Raw genomic sequence first — 20,832 nt, 5'->3', positions numbered from 1 at the left:
TAAATCACTGCTTCGCTCGCGCCAAACGCGCCGCCTCCGCATAGTTACGTCTGAAGGTGGCAGCTAAACGCGTAGCCATGGTCGTCGTATCAATCTTCTTACCGACACTGACTTGCTGACGAATCTCAGCCATCGTCCGGTCATAGGAAACATTCGCCACATCGTGGAAATGAGCTGTGGCACGCGGCGGGAAGCCATTCTCCGCAAGAGTGTACCAGGAACTCTTTAGCTCATCGTGCACATCAATGCACATCGCCCGAATAATCATGCGTAATGCGGTAAAGGCTGGACCTGTAAGCTCCGCCTCGTAGGTAAACTCACCTTTATTGACATAGGGAAGAACTTCCGGATCCGTAAAGTCTGCGAGATTCTCCTTCGTGTAGACATCTGGTCGCACAGGCAATCGGCGAAGAGCTTGATGCTTGGGGCCATTCTTGCTTCCCGGCTTTTTATTCCAGAGTACCTGGCCTTGCTCAGACAGCAAAAACTCTACAAAGGCTTGCGCGAGATCCGGATTGGGAGCGCCACGAAAGACTGCCACTGGATCCACACTCGTCGAAGAACCTGACGCTGGAGACATCCATTGTACACGCGAGCTACCATCAGGCTGCTTCAGCTTCTCATTATACGTACGGCCATAAAAGTCTACGCACATCCCGGCAACAGCATCCCCTTGAGCCACATCATGCGGGATCTTGGTAGCCGCATCCGTAAAGTATCTGGCATTCGCCGAGATACGCTGAATCAAGTTCAGCCCCTTGGCCCACCCAATACGTGAAGCACGCGCCCTGCGATCCGCCTCCGTTTCACCAGGCTCTCTCTTCAGGCGGCTCAACTCCACGTGAATTTTCTCCTGCACGAGCATTTCAAAGGCTCTTGCTACCGACCCACTCTTGGTAGGATCAGCCAAAGCCAAGTGACCAAAGTACTTTGGATCCCCCAGATCATCCCATGTCACAGGCGGATCTACCCCAATCCTTTTCAAGCCATCCGTATTGTAGCAAATACCAAATCTGGCCAAGCAGACGCCTACCCAGCGATTCTCTGTGTCGAAATAGGTTTCCCCGGTAAATGTCTGCGGGATGCCCTTCTCACCCTCGAACCAGCTCTTGTGATCTTCAAACACCTTGAGTTTCACAAATCTCCCTCTCTCGGCCATCTTGCCAAAGATATAATCTCCTCCCCCGAAAAACACATCCACTCCAATTCCCGCATCAGGCCCCAACCTCTCCTCGGCACTCTTGAAACTACTGTCCAGCACCATGCGAATTTCCGAGGTTCCGCCCGGTGTACGCCAGTCTACATAAACCGTTTTTCCGGTCTTCGCTTTCCAGTATGCATTGAAGGCCTCGGCAAACTCCCTCCTGATCGTCTCATTGTGAGGCGTCATAACCACCAAGGTCTCATCCGCTGAGCCTGGAGACACCACTTCCCCCTTGCGCAAAACCAGAGGCGCAAAGGCAACCACCATGAGCAGAGCGATAACGCCCACTTTTCTGTTCAGAAACTTCTTCATCACGGACGCAACATCACTACATCCTGCTGTCGAGACGTGAGGGCTACCTCCTCGCCTGGTTCACGGAGCATTCTCGGATTCATTACGGATACTTGCAGATAGATGCCGTCCACACTTCGAATCAGATACTGAATGGTAGGTCCTTGATAGACTCGCTCCAACACCTTGCCATAAACTTGGTTGATCACGTCTCCACTGTCATCGAAACGTAGGGCTTCAGGGCGCACTGAAATCGTCACCACATCACCGACCTCAGGCTTCCAGTTCCTCTCAGTAACACATCCTTGAAAAATCTCACCCGCCCTCGTAATCACTCGCACAACATACTCGTCTTCTGTGTCTTTTACGATCCAGTCCACCTTGCCGCTCATGAGATTCACTTCTCCCATAAACTGGGAAACCTGCTGTGTACGCGGCATCTTATAGATTTCCTCAGGGGTTCCCACCTGGGCTACTTTACCGTCATGCATCACAGCAATACGGTCAGCCACACTCAAAGCCTCTTCCTGGTCGTGTGTCACATAAATCGCAGTCAACCCAAACTCTTTCACAATCCGGCGGATCTCCGTCCGCATCTCCAAACGCAACTGGGCATCCAGGTTTGAAAGTGGCTCATCGAGCAAAAGACACTTAGGCCTAACCACCAAGGCCCTCGCCAAAGCCACACGCTGCTGCTGCCCACCAGATAGCTGATCAATCCGCCTGTCCTCATAACCTCCCAATTGCACCCCCTCGAGAGCCTCCAAGGTTCTATCAACCAGTTCATCCCCTTGAATACCACGTTCCTCCAGACCAAAGGCCACATTTTCTCCAACAGACATGTGAGGCCAGAGAGCATAGGATTGGAATACCATGGCTGCCTCGCGTTTATGAGTCGGTACATTAGTCACGTTCCGCTCACCGAAATAGATGCTCCCCTGATCCGGCTCTTCAAGACCCGCAATCGTCCTGAGCAAAGTAGTTTTACCGCAACCACTCGCCCCCAAGAGAAAGAACAACTCCCCCGCTTCCACATGAAGCGTGACGTCTTTGAGAGCCTGCACACCTTTATCGTAGGTCTTACTGACCGAATCTATTCGAATAGCATCCATTAGATGCTGCATATCCTCACCAGAAACCCCGCCATTGCAAGGAAAGAGATCTGACATGGCACGCTCGAGCCAAAAAACTGCCAACACCCCCAACCACCTCGTGATTTCCAGATCATCACATACAGATCTGAACCCCTCTCTCGCCGACCATCAACGGTTCCTTACCATGCTGAGGAAAACGTTCGTTTAACGATTCTTCACTATTAGGTCTCTCATAATATTGACTTTAGCTCCCCTTAGATGCATTATCTCATTGTTAGACATTTATCTAACATACTACAGAAACCCTCACCAGCCATGAGCGTCATCACGCCCCATAGCTCCCAAGTAAGAACAACTCCTCCTATCACTGAAACTCTCAGTTTGAGAGCCTCAGCAGAGTCACTCAGACAGCTGACTCAGCACTTCCTTCTCTGCCTCGGCAAAACCAGCCGAGCCATCTTTGCAATCAACCAGGACACCCCCTTCAGCGTGTACCCGTCAGGCTATCGAACGACCAGCCACTGACTTGGCCAATGAGAACTCCCCCTCTCGCATTGGAATAGGACTTTTCACTTCCACCAAGTCAGGAGAATTCCATCTACCTCATAGTTTTCCGAGGTTCTGATCCGCCCATTTCACCCTTAAGCATTACGGTTAGATGCATTAAGCGGGGAACGTGCGCCCTATTCCCCCACATCTACACAACTCCCTAAAACCACCCCAAACCCATGAAAATCACCCATTGGATATGCATCACAGCCATCCTCCCATCCATAACCCAGCATCAATCCGAGGCCGCAGTTGTCATCACTGGATTTGAACGCACTCACTCGGCAGAAATCATCAAGAACTCTAAAACCAAAAGCAGCCTGCAAATTTCTACCCCCATTTCCCCTTTCACCGATGAAACGGGAAATACCACCCAAGGCGCATCAAAAGCTGAATACAGCCTGAGCTACTCGCTAGACCCAGGAGCACTAGACAGCCTAACACCCCCCGGAAGCTCGACTGGAGCAAAGCTCAACTGGGTCAGCCAGTCCACCGTCATTCAAGGAGGGAATGCTGACTACAGCTACATGCATAGCGAGCTCTCGTTCAAATTATCCGTAAGCGGAGACCCTGTCATCTTACGCATGGATAAAAGCCAAGTTGCAGGAAGCACTACTGACGGCACCTCCTTCACCATCTTCGACGGATCAGGTGAGCAGGTCCTGCATCAGCTTAACAGCAATGCCTTCAGCACGCTTCTATCACCGGGGGAATACCTAATCTCTTTCCAAAACCACGTATCCGCCACAGAGAGAGTAACCGTCTCAAGCCATTACAATCTCATTTTAGAAATAGAACCTTCTAGCACGATAAGCAGCCCCGAAATACCTGAACCCACACCAGCCTTGATGCTAGGATTAGCTGGAACCACGTTCTTGCTGGTACGCAAAAAGGCCTGACGACACAGCCACGTTCTTTCATGGCGCACACACAACACCCCCCGTTCAGGGCATTCGCCTTGGGCGGGGGAAATACTTACTCGCCAGATGCATGCAGCGGGTAATCAGCTACCTGCTCGAGCTTGATCCCGTAAATTTTAGCAATTTCAGGAGCATCAGACTGTTTGTACACATCCCGGTAATAGATTTCCTCCACCCCATAAGCGCACAAGGTCTGCATGCAAGCAGTGCACGGCATCGTAGTCGTAGCAATCACGCGAACTTCACCTCTCTTGAACAAACTGCAAAGATTGACCTCAGCGTGCAGCATAAATTTCTGCCTCTTATCACGATCATCCCAGAAGCCCTCGGGAGCATCAAACCCCGGAGCCAGACCATTGTAGGCAGTCCCTACAACCCTGTTATCAAAGTCCAAAGCTGCCGCCCCCACCTTGCGATAGGGATCTTCGCTCCGCAGGCTCGCAACATGCGCCAAAGCCATTGCATACTGAGGAATAGACAATCTCTCCTTGCTCATATCCATTTCTGACACATCTTTAGCCCAAGCATCAACTCCCGAATATTTCATATTCACTTCACATGACCCTCATCATAGGCTCCTATAACTGAGTACATGAAATTACCTCCCATCTCCCGACGCAAAGCCATCTTCCTGCTTGGAGCAGGCGCGATTGGCTCGTCATTAGATGCCTTTTTCATTGAGCCCAACTACCTTTCCATCACGGAAAAAGAGCTCAAACTCCCACTTTTGCCATCATCTCTAGACGGTCTCAGGATCGCTCACCTTACGGACTTCCACTATGATCCCGACTCTGATTACGAGCTGCAAGAAGAGGTAATCAAAGCCACCAACGCACAGAAACCTGACATCATTGCGCTCACTGGTGACTTCATCGACAGCAAGACCAAAAACATCGCCCCCCTCCTAGAGCACCTCTCCAAACTGGAGGCCAAGCACGGAGTCTTTGCCATCATGGGCAATCATGACGGCTGGACCACCTCCGGCAATCACATGAAGCAGCTGTTCGAGCAGACGGGAATCACCTTTCTAATCAACGAGAATACCGTCCTGAATATTGGCGGCGACCTACTCGCCATCGCCGGCTCCGACCACATCTGGCATGGCCACCCGGACCTCACTCGCACCATGAAAGGTCTCACCAGCAAGATTCCCACTCTCGCCCTGGTCCACGAGCCTGATTTCTTCGACAATGTCGTCGCCAAGCGAGAAGTCATGCTCCAGCTCTCTGGTCACACCCACGGCGGCCAGTGCCGCGTGCCGCTGATCGGGTACGCCCCAAGAACCGTTTCCTTCGGACGTAAATACATCTACGATACCTTTGAACATGGCCAATCGCGCCTCTTCGTCTCCCGTGGAGTGGGCACCACCGGCGTCCGAGTACGCTTCGCCTGCCCACCTGAGTTGGCCATGCTGACCCTAAAGTCAGCATAAGAGCCCCAACTCACGTCCTCACTATGTGGTTTAAGCAGCTTACAGGGTTCCAAGAAGGCAACAGCCCAGATATTTGGTCAAAAATTCAAATAGAGGGCGATTACATGCATTTTCACCCCACAGGGAGAAAAGCTCGTCACGGGAAACTGGAAATCACCTCCCTCGCAGAACTTCGCACCCGGACTAAATCTCTTCCAGTGGTCGAAGAACCATCTCAGATGCGCGAGCTCGTTGCCGATGTCACCCACCTTCATCAACACCCATCAAATTCCGCAGCCCTTTTTCAAGTAGCCTCCCAATTCAACCTTCTGGAAATGGTGTCTCCCGAGATTACCCCTGAGGATGGTGTTGATGGTTACGACTGCGACTATACGCAGGGGCCAGCCTGCGCCATTGCCTGCGGGGCCGGAACCATCTACAGAAACTACTTTGTACCCATAGATGGAAAAAGGGGACAATGCCGCTCTAGGCAGATTGATTGCCTACGCGAACTTGGCCAAGCCCTTGGAAATAAAGACAACACTCTTTGGCACATGGTGAATGGATATGCTTTACCCACAAGAGCCGGTCTCCAGCAAATTCACGACCATCTATTAACCAAGAGTAATCAAGAGCTAGACTACCTGCGCTCGCTCCTACAAGTAGGCATTCAATGGGATACCGAGGTGACACTCAGCAACTCAAAACACTGTGTTTCTCAAGTATATTGCTCAGCCTTACCCGTAGCCTACTCTGCACTCCCTAATCAGCTCTGGGAACCATTTGCGCGCCTGATCCTTGAGGCCGCCTATGAAGCCACTCTACTGGCTGGCAGAGTAAACAACCATCTGAATTACCAAGACAAAGTCTACCTGACGCTGCTTGGCGGCGGTGCATTCGGAAACCAGCCTGAATGGATTTTTGACGCGTTAAGGCGAGCCTACAGACTAAACCGCAATAGCGGTTTAGATATCCAAGTCGTTAGCTATGGACAGAGTAATCCAGATCTCAAAATCGCACTCAGCGAGCCTTGAACTTCTCTCGCCCAACCTTAGAGAGTCTCCGGTTTACTCAGTAGCTCGACGACCCGCTTAAGCAAGCGGCCAGCATCGCCACCATCGATCACACGGTGATCGAAAGTCAGGTTCAACTCAGCCTCGGTAACGGGAATAAAGGTTTCCACCTGGTCACTCCAGACCGGCTTCTTCACGCCTGCACTGATGCCTAGAATGAGAGTTTCGTTCGGCAAGGGAATTGGTGTCGCCCAGGTCAGGCCAAAGGTTCCAAAGTTTGTCACCGTGGCGACTCCTCCTTTTGTATGTTCCTCAGTGAGACGGCGCGCACGCGCTTTATCCACGAGATCACTGTACTCCTGACTTAATTCTTGAACAGATTTCGTATCAACACTCCTCAAGACAGGCACCATGACACCATCCTCCACCTGCACAGCCAGACCAATATCAAAGGCACGTGGCTCGACAATTTTTCCACCGATCAGGTAACCAGCCGCAGAAGGAATTTCACTCAGAGCGAGAGCGAAAGCACGAAGCACATAAAGCGTGAGACCCGGCTTGGGATTTTGCTGAGAACGGTACTCCAAGAGACGATCCATCACCAGCGGCATGCCGACTGTCGCGAGAGGTCGCGTCCATGAACGGCGCATGGCATCCGCCACAGCCAGACGCATCGGCGAGGCACTGGATGCCGGCCAAGTGCTGATGTACTCCAGGAATTGCTCCAAATCTTCTACAGTAACACGCCCGCCAGCACCACTACCTGTGACCGCAGAGATATCCGCTGCCTGCAGACCTAGCTCATTCATGCGCGCACGCATGCGAGGAGAAATGTAATGCGCCCCCTTCTTACCCATAGGTACAGGCAAGCCTTTCACATTTGGCTCTACAGCCTTGGGCTCAAAATAGCCCGCACCTTCAGTCTTGAAATGAACATTGGCTTCTTCCTCGGCAGCCTGAGCTTGATCATGCTCTTCCTGATGAGCTTCCACGGTTGTGACACCTGTACGCTCAAGCTCCTCCTCAGTCGCCTCCACGGTACCAAGCACACTGCCAACGGCATAACTCACACCCTCCTCTGCCAGAATCTCTTTCACCACACCACCGCATAGCGTCGTCACCCCCATGGTCGCCTTGTTGGTCTCCACTTCGATGATTTCTTGATCCGCCTCCACGGTGTCTCCCACCGCGACATTGAAACGCACGATCGTTGCCTCGGCGATGGATTCACCGAGCTGGGGCATGACTATTGGAATTTCTGGCATGGTTCTGTTTAGAAATAAATTGGGATTAGTACGCCAAAAGCTGGCGCATCGCTACACAAATGGATTCAGGTGTCGGACGATGGGTCGCCCATAGTTTCGGATGATATGGAACTGGTGTGTCTTTGGAATTGAGGCGCATTGGAGGCGCATCCAGCAAATGGAAGCCATCCGCGCAGACACGGGACACGACCTCAGCAGTTACTCCTCCCCAGGGGAAAGCCTCACCCAAGGCCAGCAAACGCCCGGTACGGGCTACGGATGCCACAATTGTATCCGTATCCAGAGGCTTGATGGAACGAAGGTCCACCACCTCAATTTCCCAACCACCTTCTTGCTGAAGAATGTCTGCAGCACGCACCGCCTCGTGCACCATGGCACTGTAGGTCACGATGGTTGCATGCTTACCACTGCGGGTGATACGGGCCTTGCCAATCGGCAGGCCATCTCCTTCAAAGCTGTCGCTCTTCAGCCAACGGTAGAGAAACTTGTGCTCGCAATAAATCACTGGATCATCGAGCTCCACAGACTCGAGCAGCATGGAATAGGCATCTGCCACGGTAGCAGGCGTCACCACAACTACCCCTGGATACTGAGCATAGATCCCCTCCATACTCTGGCTATGGAAAGGCCCGGAACCCGGAGTTCCCCCTGACGGCATCCTGACTGTAATCGGTACTGGAACCCCGGTGCGATAGTAATGAGTCGCAGCTTGGTTAACGATCTGATTGAAAGCAACCGACGAAAAGTCAGCAAACTGCATTTCCACAATCGGCCTCATTCCTTCAACCGCAGCCCCCACAGCCATGCCAATCATGGCGTCCTCACTGATCGGAGAATCGAGCACTCGGTCAGGCCAGAGCTCTTGAAGCCCCTTGGTGGCCTTGAAGGCACCACCAAACTTACCAATGTCTTGGCCATAGATAAATACCTTGTCGTTTTCCTCCAGAGCCTTCATCTGGGCTTCACGAATTGCATCAATATAGGTGACTTCCATGAAATTCTCTTTCCTCGCTTATGCCTTAAATTGTGGACAGGAGTAGGCACTCCACTCCTCGGTGTATGGATTAGGGGCTGACTCGCGCTGGGCGGTTGCCGTAGCAGCTTGGACCTCCTCGGCAGACTCCTTCCACCAAGTATCGATTTCCTCTTCAGTCGCCATTCCGTATTCTGTGAGCTGAGCTCGGCCGACATCCAAACAATCCTGACCAAAGTGACTTTCACGCACTTGCTGAGGAACATAGGAACCATCATCATGCTCACCATGACCTGAGAGGCGTAGTAATTTTGCCACGACCAATTGCGGACCTTCGCCTCTACGAGCCGCATCAACAGCCCCCTGCATCACTGCGCAGGTTGCCAGAAAATCAGTACCGTCCACTGTGTGACCTGCCACTCCATAGCCTTTGGCCCTGTCTGCAAGATCTTCACAAGCATACTGCCGGTTTGTCGGGGTCGAATACGCAAACTGGTTATCCGCAATCACCACCACCATCGGCAGCTTTTCCACAGCCACCATGTTCAAGCCTTCATGGAAAGCCCCAGTAGATGTCCCTCCATCCCCGATACAGGCAGCCCCCACACAGCCCTCAAGCTTGCCCTGAATTCTTCTGGCAAGTAGAGCTCCACCCACCATGGAAACAGACGCCCCCAAGTGACTAATCATAGCGAACATTCCCCCCTTCGGGCGACCACGGTGAATATTGCCATCCCGGCCTCTCATCGGGCCTTCAGCAGACCCCAGATAAGTTCGTGTTGCATCCAGTGGATCTTCCCCCATGGCCGTACGCCCGGCCTGATCACGAATCAAGGGGGCAAAAATATCACGATTGAACTCCAGACAAGCGCCCAAGGAGGCACTCACCGCCTCCTGGCCTTTACCTAGATAGACGCCCCCCACGATCTTGCCAGCCTTATACAAACTGCTCAATTTCGTCTCCAACACACGGGCTTTCACCATGGCTTTATAGACCTTACGAACGTGATCGCGGTCGAGCTGAGAATAGTCTTTCTTGGATGCTTCCTCTGTCACTGGAGCCACCCTATAAGCATGTACCTCGTTCTAGCAATAGGTTTCATGATTACGCATCTATTTTTCTATCTTGCCCATATGCTGTACATTTTCATTGTCGGCTCCCCAAATTCCCCTCATAAAACCCCCGCCCGGCAAGAGGGCCTCACACTCACCCCTTCCAGCAGCGCGCCCACTCTTCAGCGTTTCTGGCATTTCAATCATTTTACGTAACCAACCACGATGAAACCAACACTTCTCGTTCTCGCAGCAGGTATGGGTAGCCGATACGGCGGCCTCAAGCAGATGGACCCTATGGGCCCAAATGGTGAAACTGTACTCGACTATTCTGTCTACGACGCCATTCGCGCCGGATTCGGGCGTGTTGTCTTCATTATCCGTCACGACTTCGCAGACGAGTTCAAAGCTCAGGTCGGAGACAAATTCGCTGACAAGATCGAAGTAGACTACGCTTACCAGGACCTCAACGATCTTCCTGAAGGCTTCAGTCTCCCAGAAGGGCGTACCAAGCCTTGGGGAACCACTCATGCTATCTGGGCAGCTCGTGACATCATGCCTACACCGTTCGCCGTGATCAACGCGGACGACTTCTACGGCAGTGATTCCTTCAAGCAAATCACCTCCTACTTTGACGCGACAGCCAAGTCCACCGACGGCGTAGACCACTACTGCATGGTTGGCTACAAGCTTCAAAACACCCTTTCCGAGCACGGCAGCGTAAACCGCGGCATCTGCTCTGACGAAAACGGCTTCCTCAAAGACGTCGAGGAACACACCGAGATCCAGGTCGAAGAAGACGGCGTCTGCCGTGGCGAAAACCTCGCCGGTGACCGCGTTGAGGTATCCGTAGACTCAATCGCTTCCATGAACTTCTGGGGTTTCCCACCATCCATCATGAAGGACCTCGAGGAACACTTCATCGCATTCCTCAAGGAGCGCGGCACAGAAATGAAGTCCGAGTGTTACATCCCGACTGTAGTTGACGAGATGCTCAAGTCAGGCAAAGCCGACTGTAACATCCTTGAAACATCTTCTTCCTGGTTCGGCGTGACCTACCCAGAGGATAAAGAGATGTGCGTCAACTCCATCCGCACCCTGATCGACCAAGGCGAATATCCCGCCAATCTCTGGGGCTAAACAAGCTTTTCTCTAAGGCGGCCCACTGTGGCCGCCTTTTTTACACCTAGCTCTCGCATCCACATCAAACATTAATAATTATGTCCGCACCAGCACAGAACAAACACGACATTGCCGCTATCGCTAAGCTATTCGATATGCGCGCAGACTTTGTCCACGCTCACCCTTACGGTTCCGGTCACATCAACGACACCTACTGCGCCTACTATGACCAGGCAGGTCAGCGCATCCGTTACATCCACCAGCGTCTCAGCACAGAGGCCTTCAAGAAGCCGATCGAGCTCATGGAAAACGTTCAGCGCGTTACCGAGCACGCTCTAAACGAGCTCCTGAAGTCTGGCGACAAGGAAGCACGCCGCAGAACACTTACCTGCATTCCATCCGTTGAAGGCACACCACACGCCATCGACGCTGACGGTAACTGCTGGAGAACTTACCCGTTCATCGAGCGCGCCCGCACCTATGACACCATCGAGTCTGAAGCTCAGGCCATGGAAGCCGCGCGCGCATTCGGTGAGTTCCAGAAGCTGACAGCCACTCTCCCCGGCAAACCACTTCACGAGACCATCCCAGGTTTCCACAATACAAAGCAACGCTTCCAGCACCTTGAAGACGCCATTGCTGCCGACACACATGGCCGGGCAGCTGAGGTCCAAAAGGAGATCGAATGGTTCATGGCTCGCAAGGACGAAGCCAGCATCGTAGTAGACCTCCTCGAAAGTGGCGAACTCCCACTTCGTGTTACCCATAATGACACCAAGCTCAACAACGTCATGCTCGATGACGTGACTGGCGAAGGCGTCTGCGTGATCGATCTCGACACCACCATGCCAGGTTCCGCTATTTACGATTTCGGCGACATGGTTCGCACCGCAACCTCCCCTGTTGCTGAAGACGAGGAAGACACCTCCAAGATCACCATGCGCATGTTCATGTTCGAGGCTTTGGTAAAAGGCTATCTTTCTTCCGCCAAAGAGTTCCTTACCGACAAAGAAGTGAGCCTCCTTGCCTTCTCCGGTAAGCTCCTCACTATGGAGTGTGGTTCACGCTTCCTGACTGATTACCTCAAGGGTGACGTATACTTCAAAGTCCACAAGGACCGCCACAACCTCATCCGCACACGCTCCCAGATGGCACTCGCTGAGTCTATCGAGGCACAGATGCCTGAAATGGAAGCCCTCGTTGCAAAATACCGTTAATTTCAGTGAATAAGTAAATAAGTCGGGAGGTAAGTAAGTGGATAAAAATACTGATTTAGCAAACTTACTTCGAGAAGATGAAAACCATTATGTTACCTCCTTCCGAGAGCTTCATGTTTACAAGAAAAGCATGGAGCTCGCCCGACTCATTTTTACACTGAGTAACCAATTCCCCAGTGAAGAGAAATACTCTTTGACTGATCAAATTCGTCGCTCATCCCGCTCTATCGGTGCAAATATCGCTGAAGCATGGGGCAAAAGGAGGTATCCTGCACACTTCACCTCTAAGCTTTCAGATAGTTTATCTGAAACTTTGGAAACACAGTGCTGGCTGGACCACTCTCTCCAGTGCAACTACATGGCAGCAGATGCCCATAAGCAGGCTGATGAACTCTGTAACTTCGTCGCGGCAATGATTCGCAATACTTCTGCAAAATCCGATAAATTTTGCACCTCCAAGTAAACAGTCTAACTTACTTACATAACCACCTACTAACTTTAATACTTTATGAAAATCTTAGTAACAGGCGGCGCCGGTTTCATCGGCTCCCACATCGTTGAGCACTTCCAAGGAAAGGCTGAGGAAATCCGCGTTCTGGACAACCTCCGTACAGGCTACAAGCACAACCTCGACGGTCTTGAGCATACCTTCATCGAAGGCTCCATTACCGACCGCGAGCTCGTGAAGAAAGCAGTAGAAGGCGTTGATTACATCTTCCACATGGCTGCTCTCGTATCCGTACCTGAGTCCATGGAGAAGCCAGAAGAGTGCGTTGCTATCAACGTAAACGGCCTTCTCAACGTTCTTCAGGAAGCTTCCGAAGCAGGTGTTAAGAAGATCGTCTTCGCATCTTCCGCTGCCAACTACGGCGACAACCCGACCGTACCTAAGCTAGAGACCATGTACCCAGAGCCAAAGTCTCCGTACGCGATCACCAAGCTCGACGGCGAGTACTACCTCGAAATGTTCCGTAACCTCGGCAAGATCGACACCGCGTCCATCCGCTTCTTCAACGTCTTCGGCCCACGCCAGGATCCTAAGGGAGCTTACGCAGCCGCAGTGCCTATCTTCATCGAAAAGGCAGTGAAAGGTGAAGACATCACAGTCTTCGGTGACGGCGAGCAGACACGTGACTTCATCTATGTGAAGGACATCGTTGGCGCACTCGTTTTCGCAGCGACTACAGAAGGCGTTCACGGCACCTTCAACGCAGGTTATGGCGGCCAGATCACCATCAACGATCTCGCCAACAATATCTTGGATACCGCTGGCACTGAAGCCAAGCTCCTCCACGGCCCAGAGCGTGCAGGTGACGTCAAGCACTCCCGCGCATCCTCTGACAAGCTCCGTGCAGCTGGCTGGAAGCCTCAGCACACCCTCGAAGAAGGCCTCGCCGCCACCTTCGAGTTCTTTAAGAACAAGGTTGGCCAACCTGCCTAGTCTTAACAAACAAGCACTTTACCAAGCCTCGCCTCAATATTGAGTCGAGGCTTTTTCATTACCTATAAAAACAAATAAGGCCTTCGAGGGAGAACTCGAAGACCTTTTGTACAATGGGCTTCATGATTGAAGCCGTCCTGCGGTTTGGCGAAGCCCCTATGCACTCGGAACTTCATCAAAGTCAACTACCAACTCATCCTCTAGTCACTATCAACCATCGGAACAAACCTGACCGCGATATCGTCATCCTGGATATAATCCTCGCCTCGCTTGGTGAAAATGACCAGACGCTGGGAATTCTCACCCATAGGTATCACCACCCTTCCGCCCTCCGAAAGCTGGTTCAATAAATACTCAGGAATATGATCAGCTGCACAGGTAACTAGAATGCGGTCATAGGGCGCATGCTCTATCCACCCTTCCCAACCATTACCAACTTTGAGGTGAACATTAACGTATTTTTTCAGCCTCTCCTCAGCCTGTGCTGATAGCTCTTGAAGATATTCCACACTGTATACCTCAGCAGCCAAACACGCTAGGATAGCCGTCTGGTATCCACAACCTGTACCAATTTCTAATACGCGGTCTGATGCCCTGACTGCTAGCAATTCACTCATATACGCCACTATGTACGGTTGAGAGATCGTCTGGCCACCAGCTATCGGCAACGGGTGATCCGTGTAGGCAACATCCCAATAATGTGGATCCACAAACTCATGCCTCGGCACCTGACGCATAGCCTCCAGCACGCGCTCATCTCTTACCCCACGGGCCACGATCTGCCGGTCCACCATATGCCAGCGCATGGCTTCATAACTCTCATTCGAATCTTGTCGCTGAAACAGCATAACTAGCAACTTAGGCTACCACTGCTTTACCTGATTCGCAAAAAATCCCTACCAGAACATCAACCGAGCTCCCGCAACCAGCGCAAAGACCACGATCATCCACTCAAAGACCTGCTGGGAGACATAATGAAGCAATTTACGGCCGCCAAAGATACCCAGAGCAATCACCGGCAGCATGGCCAGATTCCACAACAACATCTGTCCCTCTACTAAGCCCAGCTGCCCCACTAGCGGCAGTTTCAGTATATTGATCACAAGAAAGAAACGCGCCCCGATACCAATCAACTCCATCTTTGGAACATCGCGTGAAAGCAGGAAGAGCTGCATCACTGGTCCAGCAGCATTTGCCAGCATAGTTGCTATTCCACCACAAACACCGGCTACAATACCGAAGCCTCCATGATGAGCCATCTTGGAAAAGGTATCCGGAATAAAGCGCCTCAGCAGCTGCAGCAGCACCATGAATAGGATAATCCCTCCAATCACAGGCCGCATCACCTCGTTCGATACCCGGCTTAATACCAATACCGCCAGCACCACACCAATAAGGGCGGGCCAAAGGAATTTCATCACAGGTTTCCAGCTGCCATACTTTCTAAACGCCGGATAAACAATCAGGTCAGCGGCAATCAACATGGGGAGCGCCACGGCCAATGATTCTTTCGCACCGAATGCATCTGCCAGCAGAAACACCGAGACCATAGAGACTCCGGAGAAGCCCGCCTTAGACACCCCGATAGCCAACGCCGCAACGACCAACGCAATGATTTGCCCCGGCTCCACCTACTCAGCAGACGAAGTTGGATTGCCAGTCAGGACATCCTCTCCCTCGCTGGAAGCCACTACGACTGCAGCGCAGCTATCACCAAAGACGTTCACAGCGGTGCGACTCATATCCAGCAAACGATCCACAGCCAACAAAGCTGCCACTGCCACCTCTGCATTGGGAATATTTGAGTTTTTCAGGATGAGCAAGATAGCGACCAAGCTCGCACTAGGCACCCCAGCTACCCCAATACTGGTCAGCAAGGCAGCTCCCACGACAACAAACTGCGAGCCAAAGCTCATGTCAAATCCCATCACCTGAGCCACAAACATCACCGCCACACACTCATAGAGTGCCGTCCCATCCATATTTACGGTGGCCCCAAGAGGAAGAGTGAAACTTGACGTGCGACGACTCACCCCAGCATTTTCCTGGATGCAACGCATAGTCACAGGAAGAGTCGCTGAGCTACTTGCTGTCGAGAACGCCGTAAGCAAGGCTGTCCCCATCGCTTTGAAATGCGCAATCGGGCTGACTTTACCCACAAACTTCAAGATGAGCGGAAGCACCACAAACAAATGGATGCCCAACGCCAGCAGCACCGTAGCAAAATATTTTCCAAGCTCTAGAACCAAACTCCAGCCAGCATCATAAATCACAGGGAACATCAGCGCAAACACACCGATGGGAGCAGTCGACATGATCCACTGCGTCACCAGGACCATCACATCATTGATCCCCTGCATCGTACCCTGTAGGTGACGCATCTCACCCGGCGGCACTCGTGTCATCCCCACTCCAAAAAGGATCGAAAACACAATCAAGCCTAGCATCTGCCCATTATCACTTGCTGCGGCGATGATGTTTGGCGGAAACATCTTTTTGAAAAAGTCTGCGTAGTCTGTGGCTTTTCTCTGGTTCGCTTGCTCAATTTTAGCCTTCTCGGCATCACTGACATCCGTTGATGCCTTTTCAAATGCCTGAGCGATCGTCTGATTCGGCTGACCATCTTTGATACCTGGCTCAATAAGATTCACCAAAGTCAAACCTACTAGAATGGCGAACAATGAGGTCAATGCATAGAAACCGAAGGTCTTCGCCCCCAATCTCCCAAAGCCCTTCACCCCACCCAGTGCACCAATGCCTGCAATAATCGAACTTACAATCAACGGCACGATGATCATCTTCAGCGCACTCATGAAGAGATCACCGATGAATGAACTCACTTCGGTAGCTTGTCGCGCAAAATCCACAAACGCACCTTCACCACCGGCAGCAATCGATAGATTCCTAAATATGGTTCCCAAACCAACTGCTAGAACCAGTGCCATCAAGATCTGCCAGTGCCCTGCGATTTTCTTCATGTGAATCACGCTAACGATCAGCGGGCTAAACTCAAGCCACCAATCTGGCTGCAACCACAATTCCCAGTCCCTTCTAGCATCACAGTGATTCAACTGGCATTACAACAAGCCATCTTGTCAGCGATAGAGCTAGCTTAATGAGTGCTTATGAAAAATACGCTATACTCACTCAATTTGTGATTTGAGCTTTACACAGAGAAATCAGTCATACACATATTAATCACCGCATTTTTCTCTACATAATAGGACTCACTAAAACCTATCACACTATTATGAAGAAACTTATCACCCTTATGTCAGTGGCTCTCGTGAGTCCACTCTCTGCTGGACTCGTCGCGCACTACACCATGGATAACGATGCCGACTTTGGTGAGAACAGCGGTTCAGCAACCATCGGCCTCAACTCTATCTCCGGAATCGGTGCAACTGATGGAAAATTCGGCGGAGGAGCTGAATTCACTGTAGGGTCCTCTGTATTCTGGACCAATCAATTTGGCAGCGCCAACACTGACCTCTCGCAATTCACGGTCTCGATGCACGTGCGCACCACTGCCACAGCCAGCTGGAAAGACTACATTTCCTTTGGGACTAACAATAGCGTAGTTTTCGTTTTCGAAAGTAATGGAGCCAGCCCCCAATCAGTCTCTCTCTACAATATTGGTGATGTTGGAGGCGTAGCTTCAAGCGCCATCTCTGGAACTCCTCAGATCAATGACGGCAACTGGCACCACCTTGGCCTCACCAGTGATGGAGCAAACATCACCTTCTACATCGACGGTGCAGCCATCGGTTCTACAGCTTACACGGGCACTGGTACCATCACAGCATTCCAGCTGGCCTCACGTTTTGGAGAGGGCGCCAGAGCGATCAACTCGGATATCGATGATGTTGCGGTGTACGACGAGGCTCTCTCAGCCACTCAAATGGAGTATTTGAGTAACAATGTTGCCACAGTCAGCGCCATACCAGAACCATCAAGCATGACTCTGCTTGGCATCAGCTCCCTGGCTCTCATCCTGAGACGCCGTAGATAAGCTTCATCAATTCATGGCCAGCTTATTAGACGAGCTGGCCATGGATTCTCTTATGGCTCATCCGGTTCACTGATGAGCCACCAGCTTGACTCGATAGAATCGAATATCGTCCACACTGGCAGCTGGATCAGTGATATTTTTTGTCGTGGAACTCCCAGCAGCCACGATATTCGCTTCAATCACTTGCCATGATCCCTCCTGCATCGTGGAGGAGGCCTCAATCTGATACACAAAGTTGGCCTCACTATTCCAAGTCATGGTAATATTCCCAGTACCTTCGTCCACTCCTTGACCCGTGATATGGAATTGTTGCTCATGCGGCACGATGACATCCGGGGCATCAGACGGGAGAAATGGAACCTCGGCATTTCCATTATTAGGGTCGGTGATTTGTTTGATATTCCAATCATCCCCACCTTGATCAATCCAAGCTCTGAGCTGAGCAGCGAGAGTATCTGCCACACCTCCATACAGCAAGTGATTGGAATAACTCCCATCCATCAAGTTGTTAGTCTCAGAAATATTATCATCCAGACAGTATAGCTCCCAGGGGCTACTCAGAACCTGCAAACTCTCGGGATTCCCGGGAGTAGGCGCATAATTGGTATCGTAAGTATAGATCAGCTTGTAAGTCTTACCATTCACCCTTCCCAAAGCAACTGAGCACGGACGGAACCGGTTATCCATGTAGCCGGGCAAGTGATAGAAGATCGTTTCCCTATCGCGAGTATTGGTGGTCGGGTCTGCCATGTGCGCATCAAATGATGTCCCGTCAAAATTAATCCCCGCCGGCAAGGTCGAGCCCGCATGTTCAACGAGTGTCGGGTAGAAATCGACGGCGTGCACGAGTGAATCAGATTGCTGACCTGCTGGAACCGTTCCTGGCTGCCAGACAATCAATGGCACTCGGATACCGCCTTCGTAGACACTCCCTTTCACATGGCGCAACGGGTAGTTATCGGTAGCTCCGCTATGACCACCATTGTCAGAGGTAAAAATGATCAGGGTGTTATTGGCTATCGAGTCACCGCTATCACCATCACCGTTAGGATCTTCAAGGTAGTCCAGAATACGGCCAAGAGTCTGATCCATCCCCTCCACTAAGGCTGCGTAAGCGGCACCATCGTGATAAGAGTTTCCAGTCAGAGCATTGTACTTCTTGCGCAAGTCCCAGCGCGGCTGGATAGGAGTATGCACGGCATAGAAGTGGAACTGCATGTAAAAAGGAAAATCCTTCATCTCACCTTGACGATGATCGTCCAGGAAAGACAAGGCAGCATCCCCCATCGCATCCGTCAGATGCTTGTTCGCATCATGGTTGCTATTCGCAAAATCAGATAGAATAAGATCAGGGTCATTGATATCTGTGGCTCGTGCATTCAAGGGATTTGCCAGAGGGGCTTTCAGCACGCTGTCCAGATAAGCCTGGGTATAATCATCCGCCCATCTATCCAGCTCAATACCCACGTTTCCGGCAAATTTCTGCCCGCTCGCGTAGAAACTGCCTGGATTACCCTGTGAGCCTCCTCCGAAGTTGTACTCGTAACCTTGGTTTTCAGGGCTGGTGCTTTGCCCACCCTCATGCTCACCAGCATGATATTTCCCAAAGTGAGCGGTGACGTAGCCAGCGCTCTGAAGAGCCTCACCGATCGTCACATGAGAAGCCGCCACATCTTCATTCTGGCCAGGAGTGTTATAAGCCTCCCCATTACTTCCTCGGTTCAGACTACTTACGTTATATACTCCATTACCTTCTCGAGATGGATAGAGTCCGGAAAGAATCGCCGCACGAGTAGGAGCACAGTTTTGCTGCACATAACAGTGAGTAAAGGATAGACCGCCTGCAGCCAATCGAGCCACGTTAGGAGTCTGGTAATAGGTGGATCCGTAATTATTTCCATTAATCACGTTTGGCCCTGAAGAGCCCGCCTGAATATCTGTCCACCCCAGGTCATCCACCAACACAAAGACAAGATTGGGCTTTCCAGCTGGAGGCGTGGCAGCAGCTTGCTGGGTACCCAACACAGCAAAGACCAAGTCCGAGCCAGCCATTGTCCCATTATCCCAGGTATTACCAGAAGCTCCGTTTTTGCGCATCAAAGAGCCCTCAGGATACAAATCATCTCCGGACAAACGTGCTGAGAACGAGGTCGAACCAACTCCCTCAAGAGTCACCGTCCATGTACCCCGGCTCAACACCAAAGGACTCGGCAAGTTCACTTGTAGATAGTCACCTGCGCTGAGCAAATCAGCAGGCAACGTAAATTGATGAACCAATGTCGAGTCCAACCAGGGAAGATTATCCAAACCTCTCGCCACCTCTATTTGAACAGCACCACTTGTCGTCACCTCCGTGATCTCGAATACAAAGCTGGTCACCTCTGTCTGAGCTGCCAGAGAGAAACTCTGCCCCTTGGAATTACCGGAGGCGATGGTAGTCACTCCGGGAGAATCTCCAGCAACGGGATTCTCCAGAACCGTAGATGTAGGAAATGATGCCAGCGTCTCCGCATCTGAGCTCGGGGTAACTACCCCCTCGGCTACTACCATATCATTCCAGAGCACGCCTCCCCCAAGGTCGTTCTCTGTCGTGAACTCCAGTACAGTCCCCGCCTCAACCACGATATTCACAGGAATATCCTCTGTAGGACCGTATGTGCCATCCTCTGTGAAGGTATAATTGCCGCCTCCGAAGGGATCTGTTCCTGAGACAAAACTGATGGAAAACGACTCACCGTTGGTCATCGACCCCATTCTGACAGTTTGAATCGTGACTGTTTTATCAAAAGAAAACTGCACGGTCTCTCCGTCCCCATCACTGATGCGTCTGTCCGTAGCCCCACTTGTACCGCTGGAGTAAATTCCGAAGCCTTGGGAATTGGAACCATAGGTACCTCCGCCACTATCCATGCCCTGCAGGGTTAGGCTGATACCATCCACTGTCGCATTAATCGTGTTAAGTGCTGCACCATCAGTAATCACTACATTGGCAGCCACGCCCGTATTTCCATCAACGGTACCGTTTCCAAAATCGAATTGTGCGGCATGTATCAGACCTGACAAAGCAAGACCGATCGAGCCCAATGAAATGATTCTTATATCCATAAGGTGAGTAGGTTATGTGTGTTCCCTAAATATGGATCTGCTCTTGAGATCGTTATCAGGAAAAGTGACAAATTACCTTTATCCCCACCCAGAAAACTCCGACAGCTTGCTAAGAGCCTCCTATCCAGCACGAGTTTCACGATAACCGTTGCACTCTGCCGC

General features: G+C 51.5%; 19 protein-coding genes. 9 read left to right on the top strand and 10 right to left on the bottom strand.

Features of this window, described 5'->3' with window-relative positions:
• Nucleotides 1–4: 4 nt before the first annotated feature.
• Both BUB27_RS05340 and BUB27_RS05335 read right to left on the bottom strand, forming a co-directional pair.
• Nucleotides 5–1,516: an ABC transporter substrate-binding protein gene (locus BUB27_RS05340; protein WP_143158489.1), complete on the bottom strand. Its 1,512-nt coding sequence runs from the start codon at nucleotides 1,514–1,516 to the stop codon at nucleotides 5–7.
• A complete protein-coding gene (locus tag BUB27_RS05335) occupies nucleotides 1,516–2,664 on the bottom strand; it encodes an ABC transporter ATP-binding protein (protein ID WP_234991674.1) in 1,149 nt (382 codons plus the stop codon). Before BUB27_RS05335 ends, BUB27_RS05340 begins: the two co-directional genes overlap by 1 nt.
• 240 nt (nucleotides 2,665–2,904) lie before the next feature.
• On the opposite strand from BUB27_RS05335, the gene BUB27_RS05330 reads away from it, so the two are divergent.
• Together BUB27_RS05330 and BUB27_RS05325 are read left to right on the top strand one after the other, a co-directional pair.
• Nucleotides 2,905–3,114, top strand: coding sequence for a hypothetical protein (locus BUB27_RS05330; protein WP_143158488.1), 210 nt, complete (start codon nucleotides 2,905–2,907; stop codon nucleotides 3,112–3,114).
• A gap of 203 nt (nucleotides 3,115–3,317) precedes the next feature.
• Entirely contained in the window at nucleotides 3,318–4,037 is a 720-nt protein-coding gene (locus BUB27_RS05325) for a PEP-CTERM sorting domain-containing protein (protein WP_143158487.1), read from the top strand.
• Between the two features lie 76 nt (nucleotides 4,038–4,113).
• Here the strand turns inward: BUB27_RS05325 and BUB27_RS05320 are convergent, their stop codons facing one another.
• Nucleotides 4,114–4,605, bottom strand: a complete 492-nt coding sequence (locus BUB27_RS05320; RefSeq protein ID WP_234991673.1) for a deoxycytidylate deaminase — start codon at nucleotides 4,603–4,605, stop codon at nucleotides 4,114–4,116.
• A gap of 45 nt (nucleotides 4,606–4,650) precedes the next feature.
• Between BUB27_RS05320 and BUB27_RS05315 the strand changes: the two genes are divergently transcribed.
• Nucleotides 4,651–5,490: a metallophosphoesterase gene (locus BUB27_RS05315; protein WP_143158486.1), complete on the top strand. Its 840-nt coding sequence runs from the start codon at nucleotides 4,651–4,653 to the stop codon at nucleotides 5,488–5,490.
• A 104-nt stretch (nucleotides 5,491–5,594) separates the two neighbouring features.
• Nucleotides 5,595–6,503 (top strand): hypothetical protein, encoded by a 909-nt coding sequence (locus BUB27_RS05310; protein ID WP_200797068.1) that lies wholly within the window; start codon nucleotides 5,595–5,597, stop codon nucleotides 6,501–6,503.
• A gap of 17 nt (nucleotides 6,504–6,520) precedes the next feature.
• Here the strand turns inward: BUB27_RS05310 and BUB27_RS05305 are convergent, their stop codons facing one another.
• The 3 genes from BUB27_RS05305 to BUB27_RS05295 are packed head-to-tail and all read right to left on the bottom strand — an operon-like array spanning nucleotide 6,521 to nucleotide 9,785.
• Nucleotides 6,521–7,747 carry a dihydrolipoamide acetyltransferase family protein gene (locus BUB27_RS05305; protein WP_234991672.1) on the bottom strand — a complete coding sequence of 409 codons (1,227 nt, stop codon included), beginning with the start codon at nucleotides 7,745–7,747 and terminating at the stop codon, nucleotides 6,521–6,523.
• A gap of 25 nt (nucleotides 7,748–7,772) precedes the next feature.
• Nucleotides 7,773–8,741 carry an alpha-ketoacid dehydrogenase subunit beta gene (locus tag BUB27_RS05300; protein WP_143158484.1) on the bottom strand — a complete coding sequence of 323 codons (969 nt, stop codon included), beginning with the start codon at nucleotides 8,739–8,741 and terminating at the stop codon, nucleotides 7,773–7,775.
• Between the two features lie 18 nt (nucleotides 8,742–8,759).
• Nucleotides 8,760–9,785 carry a thiamine pyrophosphate-dependent dehydrogenase E1 component subunit alpha gene (locus tag BUB27_RS05295; RefSeq protein ID WP_234991671.1) on the bottom strand — a complete coding sequence of 342 codons (1,026 nt, stop codon included), beginning with the start codon at nucleotides 9,783–9,785 and terminating at the stop codon, nucleotides 8,760–8,762.
• 213 nt (nucleotides 9,786–9,998) lie between these two features.
• Here BUB27_RS05295 and BUB27_RS05290 point away from each other — a divergent pair, with 213 nt between their 5' ends.
• The 4 genes from BUB27_RS05290 to BUB27_RS05275 all read left to right on the top strand — a co-directional run bounded on the left by BUB27_RS05290 (nucleotide 9,999) and on the right by BUB27_RS05275 (nucleotide 13,553).
• Nucleotides 9,999–10,913 carry a nucleotidyltransferase family protein gene (locus tag BUB27_RS05290; RefSeq protein WP_143158483.1) on the top strand — a complete coding sequence of 305 codons (915 nt, stop codon included), beginning with the start codon at nucleotides 9,999–10,001 and terminating at the stop codon, nucleotides 10,911–10,913.
• Nucleotides 10,914–10,993: 80 nt separating this feature from the next.
• A complete protein-coding gene (locus tag BUB27_RS05285; protein WP_143158482.1) occupies nucleotides 10,994–12,112 on the top strand; it encodes a phosphotransferase enzyme family protein in 1,119 nt (372 codons plus the stop codon).
• 37 nt (nucleotides 12,113–12,149) lie between these two features.
• The gene (locus tag BUB27_RS05280; RefSeq protein WP_200797067.1) at nucleotides 12,150–12,575 is read left to right on the top strand and encodes a four helix bundle protein; all 426 of its coding nucleotides are present in this window, start codon (nucleotides 12,150–12,152) and stop codon (nucleotides 12,573–12,575) included.
• Nucleotides 12,576–12,620: 45 nt separating this feature from the next.
• Nucleotides 12,621–13,553 (top strand): SDR family oxidoreductase, encoded by a 933-nt coding sequence (locus BUB27_RS05275; RefSeq protein WP_143158481.1) that lies wholly within the window; start codon nucleotides 12,621–12,623, stop codon nucleotides 13,551–13,553.
• Nucleotides 13,554–13,753: 200 nt separating this feature from the next.
• Here BUB27_RS05275 and BUB27_RS05270 read toward each other — a convergent pair whose 3' ends face one another.
• The 3 genes from BUB27_RS05270 to BUB27_RS05260 are packed head-to-tail and all read right to left on the bottom strand — an operon-like array spanning nucleotide 13,754 to nucleotide 16,531.
• The gene (locus tag BUB27_RS05270; protein WP_143158480.1) at nucleotides 13,754–14,401 is read right to left on the bottom strand and encodes a protein-L-isoaspartate(D-aspartate) O-methyltransferase; all 648 of its coding nucleotides are present in this window, start codon (nucleotides 14,399–14,401) and stop codon (nucleotides 13,754–13,756) included.
• A 48-nt stretch (nucleotides 14,402–14,449) separates the two neighbouring features.
• Nucleotides 14,450–15,184, bottom strand: coding sequence for a sulfite exporter TauE/SafE family protein (locus BUB27_RS05265; protein ID WP_143158479.1), 735 nt, complete (start codon nucleotides 15,182–15,184; stop codon nucleotides 14,450–14,452).
• Complete coding sequence (locus BUB27_RS05260) at nucleotides 15,185–16,531, bottom strand: dicarboxylate/amino acid:cation symporter (RefSeq protein ID WP_143158478.1); 1,347 nt, start codon at nucleotides 16,529–16,531, stop codon at nucleotides 15,185–15,187. It lies immediately after the preceding gene.
• A gap of 272 nt (nucleotides 16,532–16,803) precedes the next feature.
• Between BUB27_RS05260 and BUB27_RS05255 the strand changes: the two genes are divergently transcribed.
• Nucleotides 16,804–17,565, top strand: a complete 762-nt coding sequence (locus tag BUB27_RS05255; RefSeq protein WP_143158546.1) for a LamG-like jellyroll fold domain-containing protein — start codon at nucleotides 16,804–16,806, stop codon at nucleotides 17,563–17,565.
• 66 nt (nucleotides 17,566–17,631) lie between these two features.
• Here the strand turns inward: BUB27_RS05255 and BUB27_RS05250 are convergent, their stop codons facing one another.
• Complete coding sequence (locus BUB27_RS05250; RefSeq protein WP_143158477.1) at nucleotides 17,632–20,670, bottom strand: sulfatase; 3,039 nt, start codon at nucleotides 20,668–20,670, stop codon at nucleotides 17,632–17,634.
• Nucleotides 20,671–20,832 lie beyond the last annotated feature (162 nt).

The organism is Rubritalea squalenifaciens DSM 18772 (assembly GCF_900141815.1).
Taxonomy (GTDB): domain Bacteria; phylum Verrucomicrobiota; class Verrucomicrobiia; order Verrucomicrobiales; family Akkermansiaceae; genus Rubritalea; species Rubritalea squalenifaciens.
The sequence above is the reverse complement of the archived record's forward strand: the minus strand, read 5'-3'. Positions and strand labels throughout refer to the sequence as shown.

Bases quoted from the DNA above. Each gene is read 5' to 3' on its own strand.
- BUB27_RS05330 (WP_143158488.1), top strand. From the start codon at position 2,905: ATGAGCGTCATCACGCCCCATAGCTCCCAAGTAAGAACAACTCCTCCT.
- BUB27_RS05285 (WP_143158482.1), top strand. From the start codon at position 10,994: ATGTCCGCACCAGCACAGAACAAACACGACATTGCCGCTATCGCTAAG.
- BUB27_RS05300 (WP_143158484.1), bottom strand. From the start codon at position 8,741: ATGGAAGTCACCTATATTGATGCAATTCGTGAAGCCCAGATGAAGGCT.
- BUB27_RS05305 (WP_234991672.1), bottom strand. From the start codon at position 7,747: ATGCCAGAAATTCCAATAGTCATGCCCCAGCTCGGTGAATCCATCGCC.
- BUB27_RS05250 (WP_143158477.1), bottom strand. From the start codon at position 20,670: ATGGATATAAGAATCATTTCATTGGGCTCGATCGGTCTTGCTTTGTCA.
- BUB27_RS05340 (WP_143158489.1), bottom strand. From the start codon at position 1,516: ATGAAGAAGTTTCTGAACAGAAAAGTGGGCGTTATCGCTCTGCTCATG.
- BUB27_RS05320 (WP_234991673.1), bottom strand. From the start codon at position 4,605: ATGAAATATTCGGGAGTTGATGCTTGGGCTAAAGATGTGTCAGAAATG.
- BUB27_RS05290 (WP_143158483.1), top strand. From the start codon at position 9,999: ATGAAACCAACACTTCTCGTTCTCGCAGCAGGTATGGGTAGCCGATAC.
- BUB27_RS05255 (WP_143158546.1), top strand. From the start codon at position 16,804: ATGAAGAAACTTATCACCCTTATGTCAGTGGCTCTCGTGAGTCCACTC.
- BUB27_RS05260 (WP_143158478.1), bottom strand. From the start codon at position 16,531: ATGAAGAAAATCGCAGGGCACTGGCAGATCTTGATGGCACTGGTTCTA.
- BUB27_RS05310 (WP_200797068.1), top strand. From the start codon at position 5,595: ATGCATTTTCACCCCACAGGGAGAAAAGCTCGTCACGGGAAACTGGAA.
- BUB27_RS05335 (WP_234991674.1), bottom strand. From the start codon at position 2,664: ATGTCAGATCTCTTTCCTTGCAATGGCGGGGTTTCTGGTGAGGATATG.
- BUB27_RS05275 (WP_143158481.1), top strand. From the start codon at position 12,621: ATGAAAATCTTAGTAACAGGCGGCGCCGGTTTCATCGGCTCCCACATC.
- BUB27_RS05270 (WP_143158480.1), bottom strand. From the start codon at position 14,401: ATGCTGTTTCAGCGACAAGATTCGAATGAGAGTTATGAAGCCATGCGC.
- BUB27_RS05325 (WP_143158487.1), top strand. From the start codon at position 3,318: ATGAAAATCACCCATTGGATATGCATCACAGCCATCCTCCCATCCATA.
- BUB27_RS05315 (WP_143158486.1), top strand. From the start codon at position 4,651: ATGAAATTACCTCCCATCTCCCGACGCAAAGCCATCTTCCTGCTTGGA.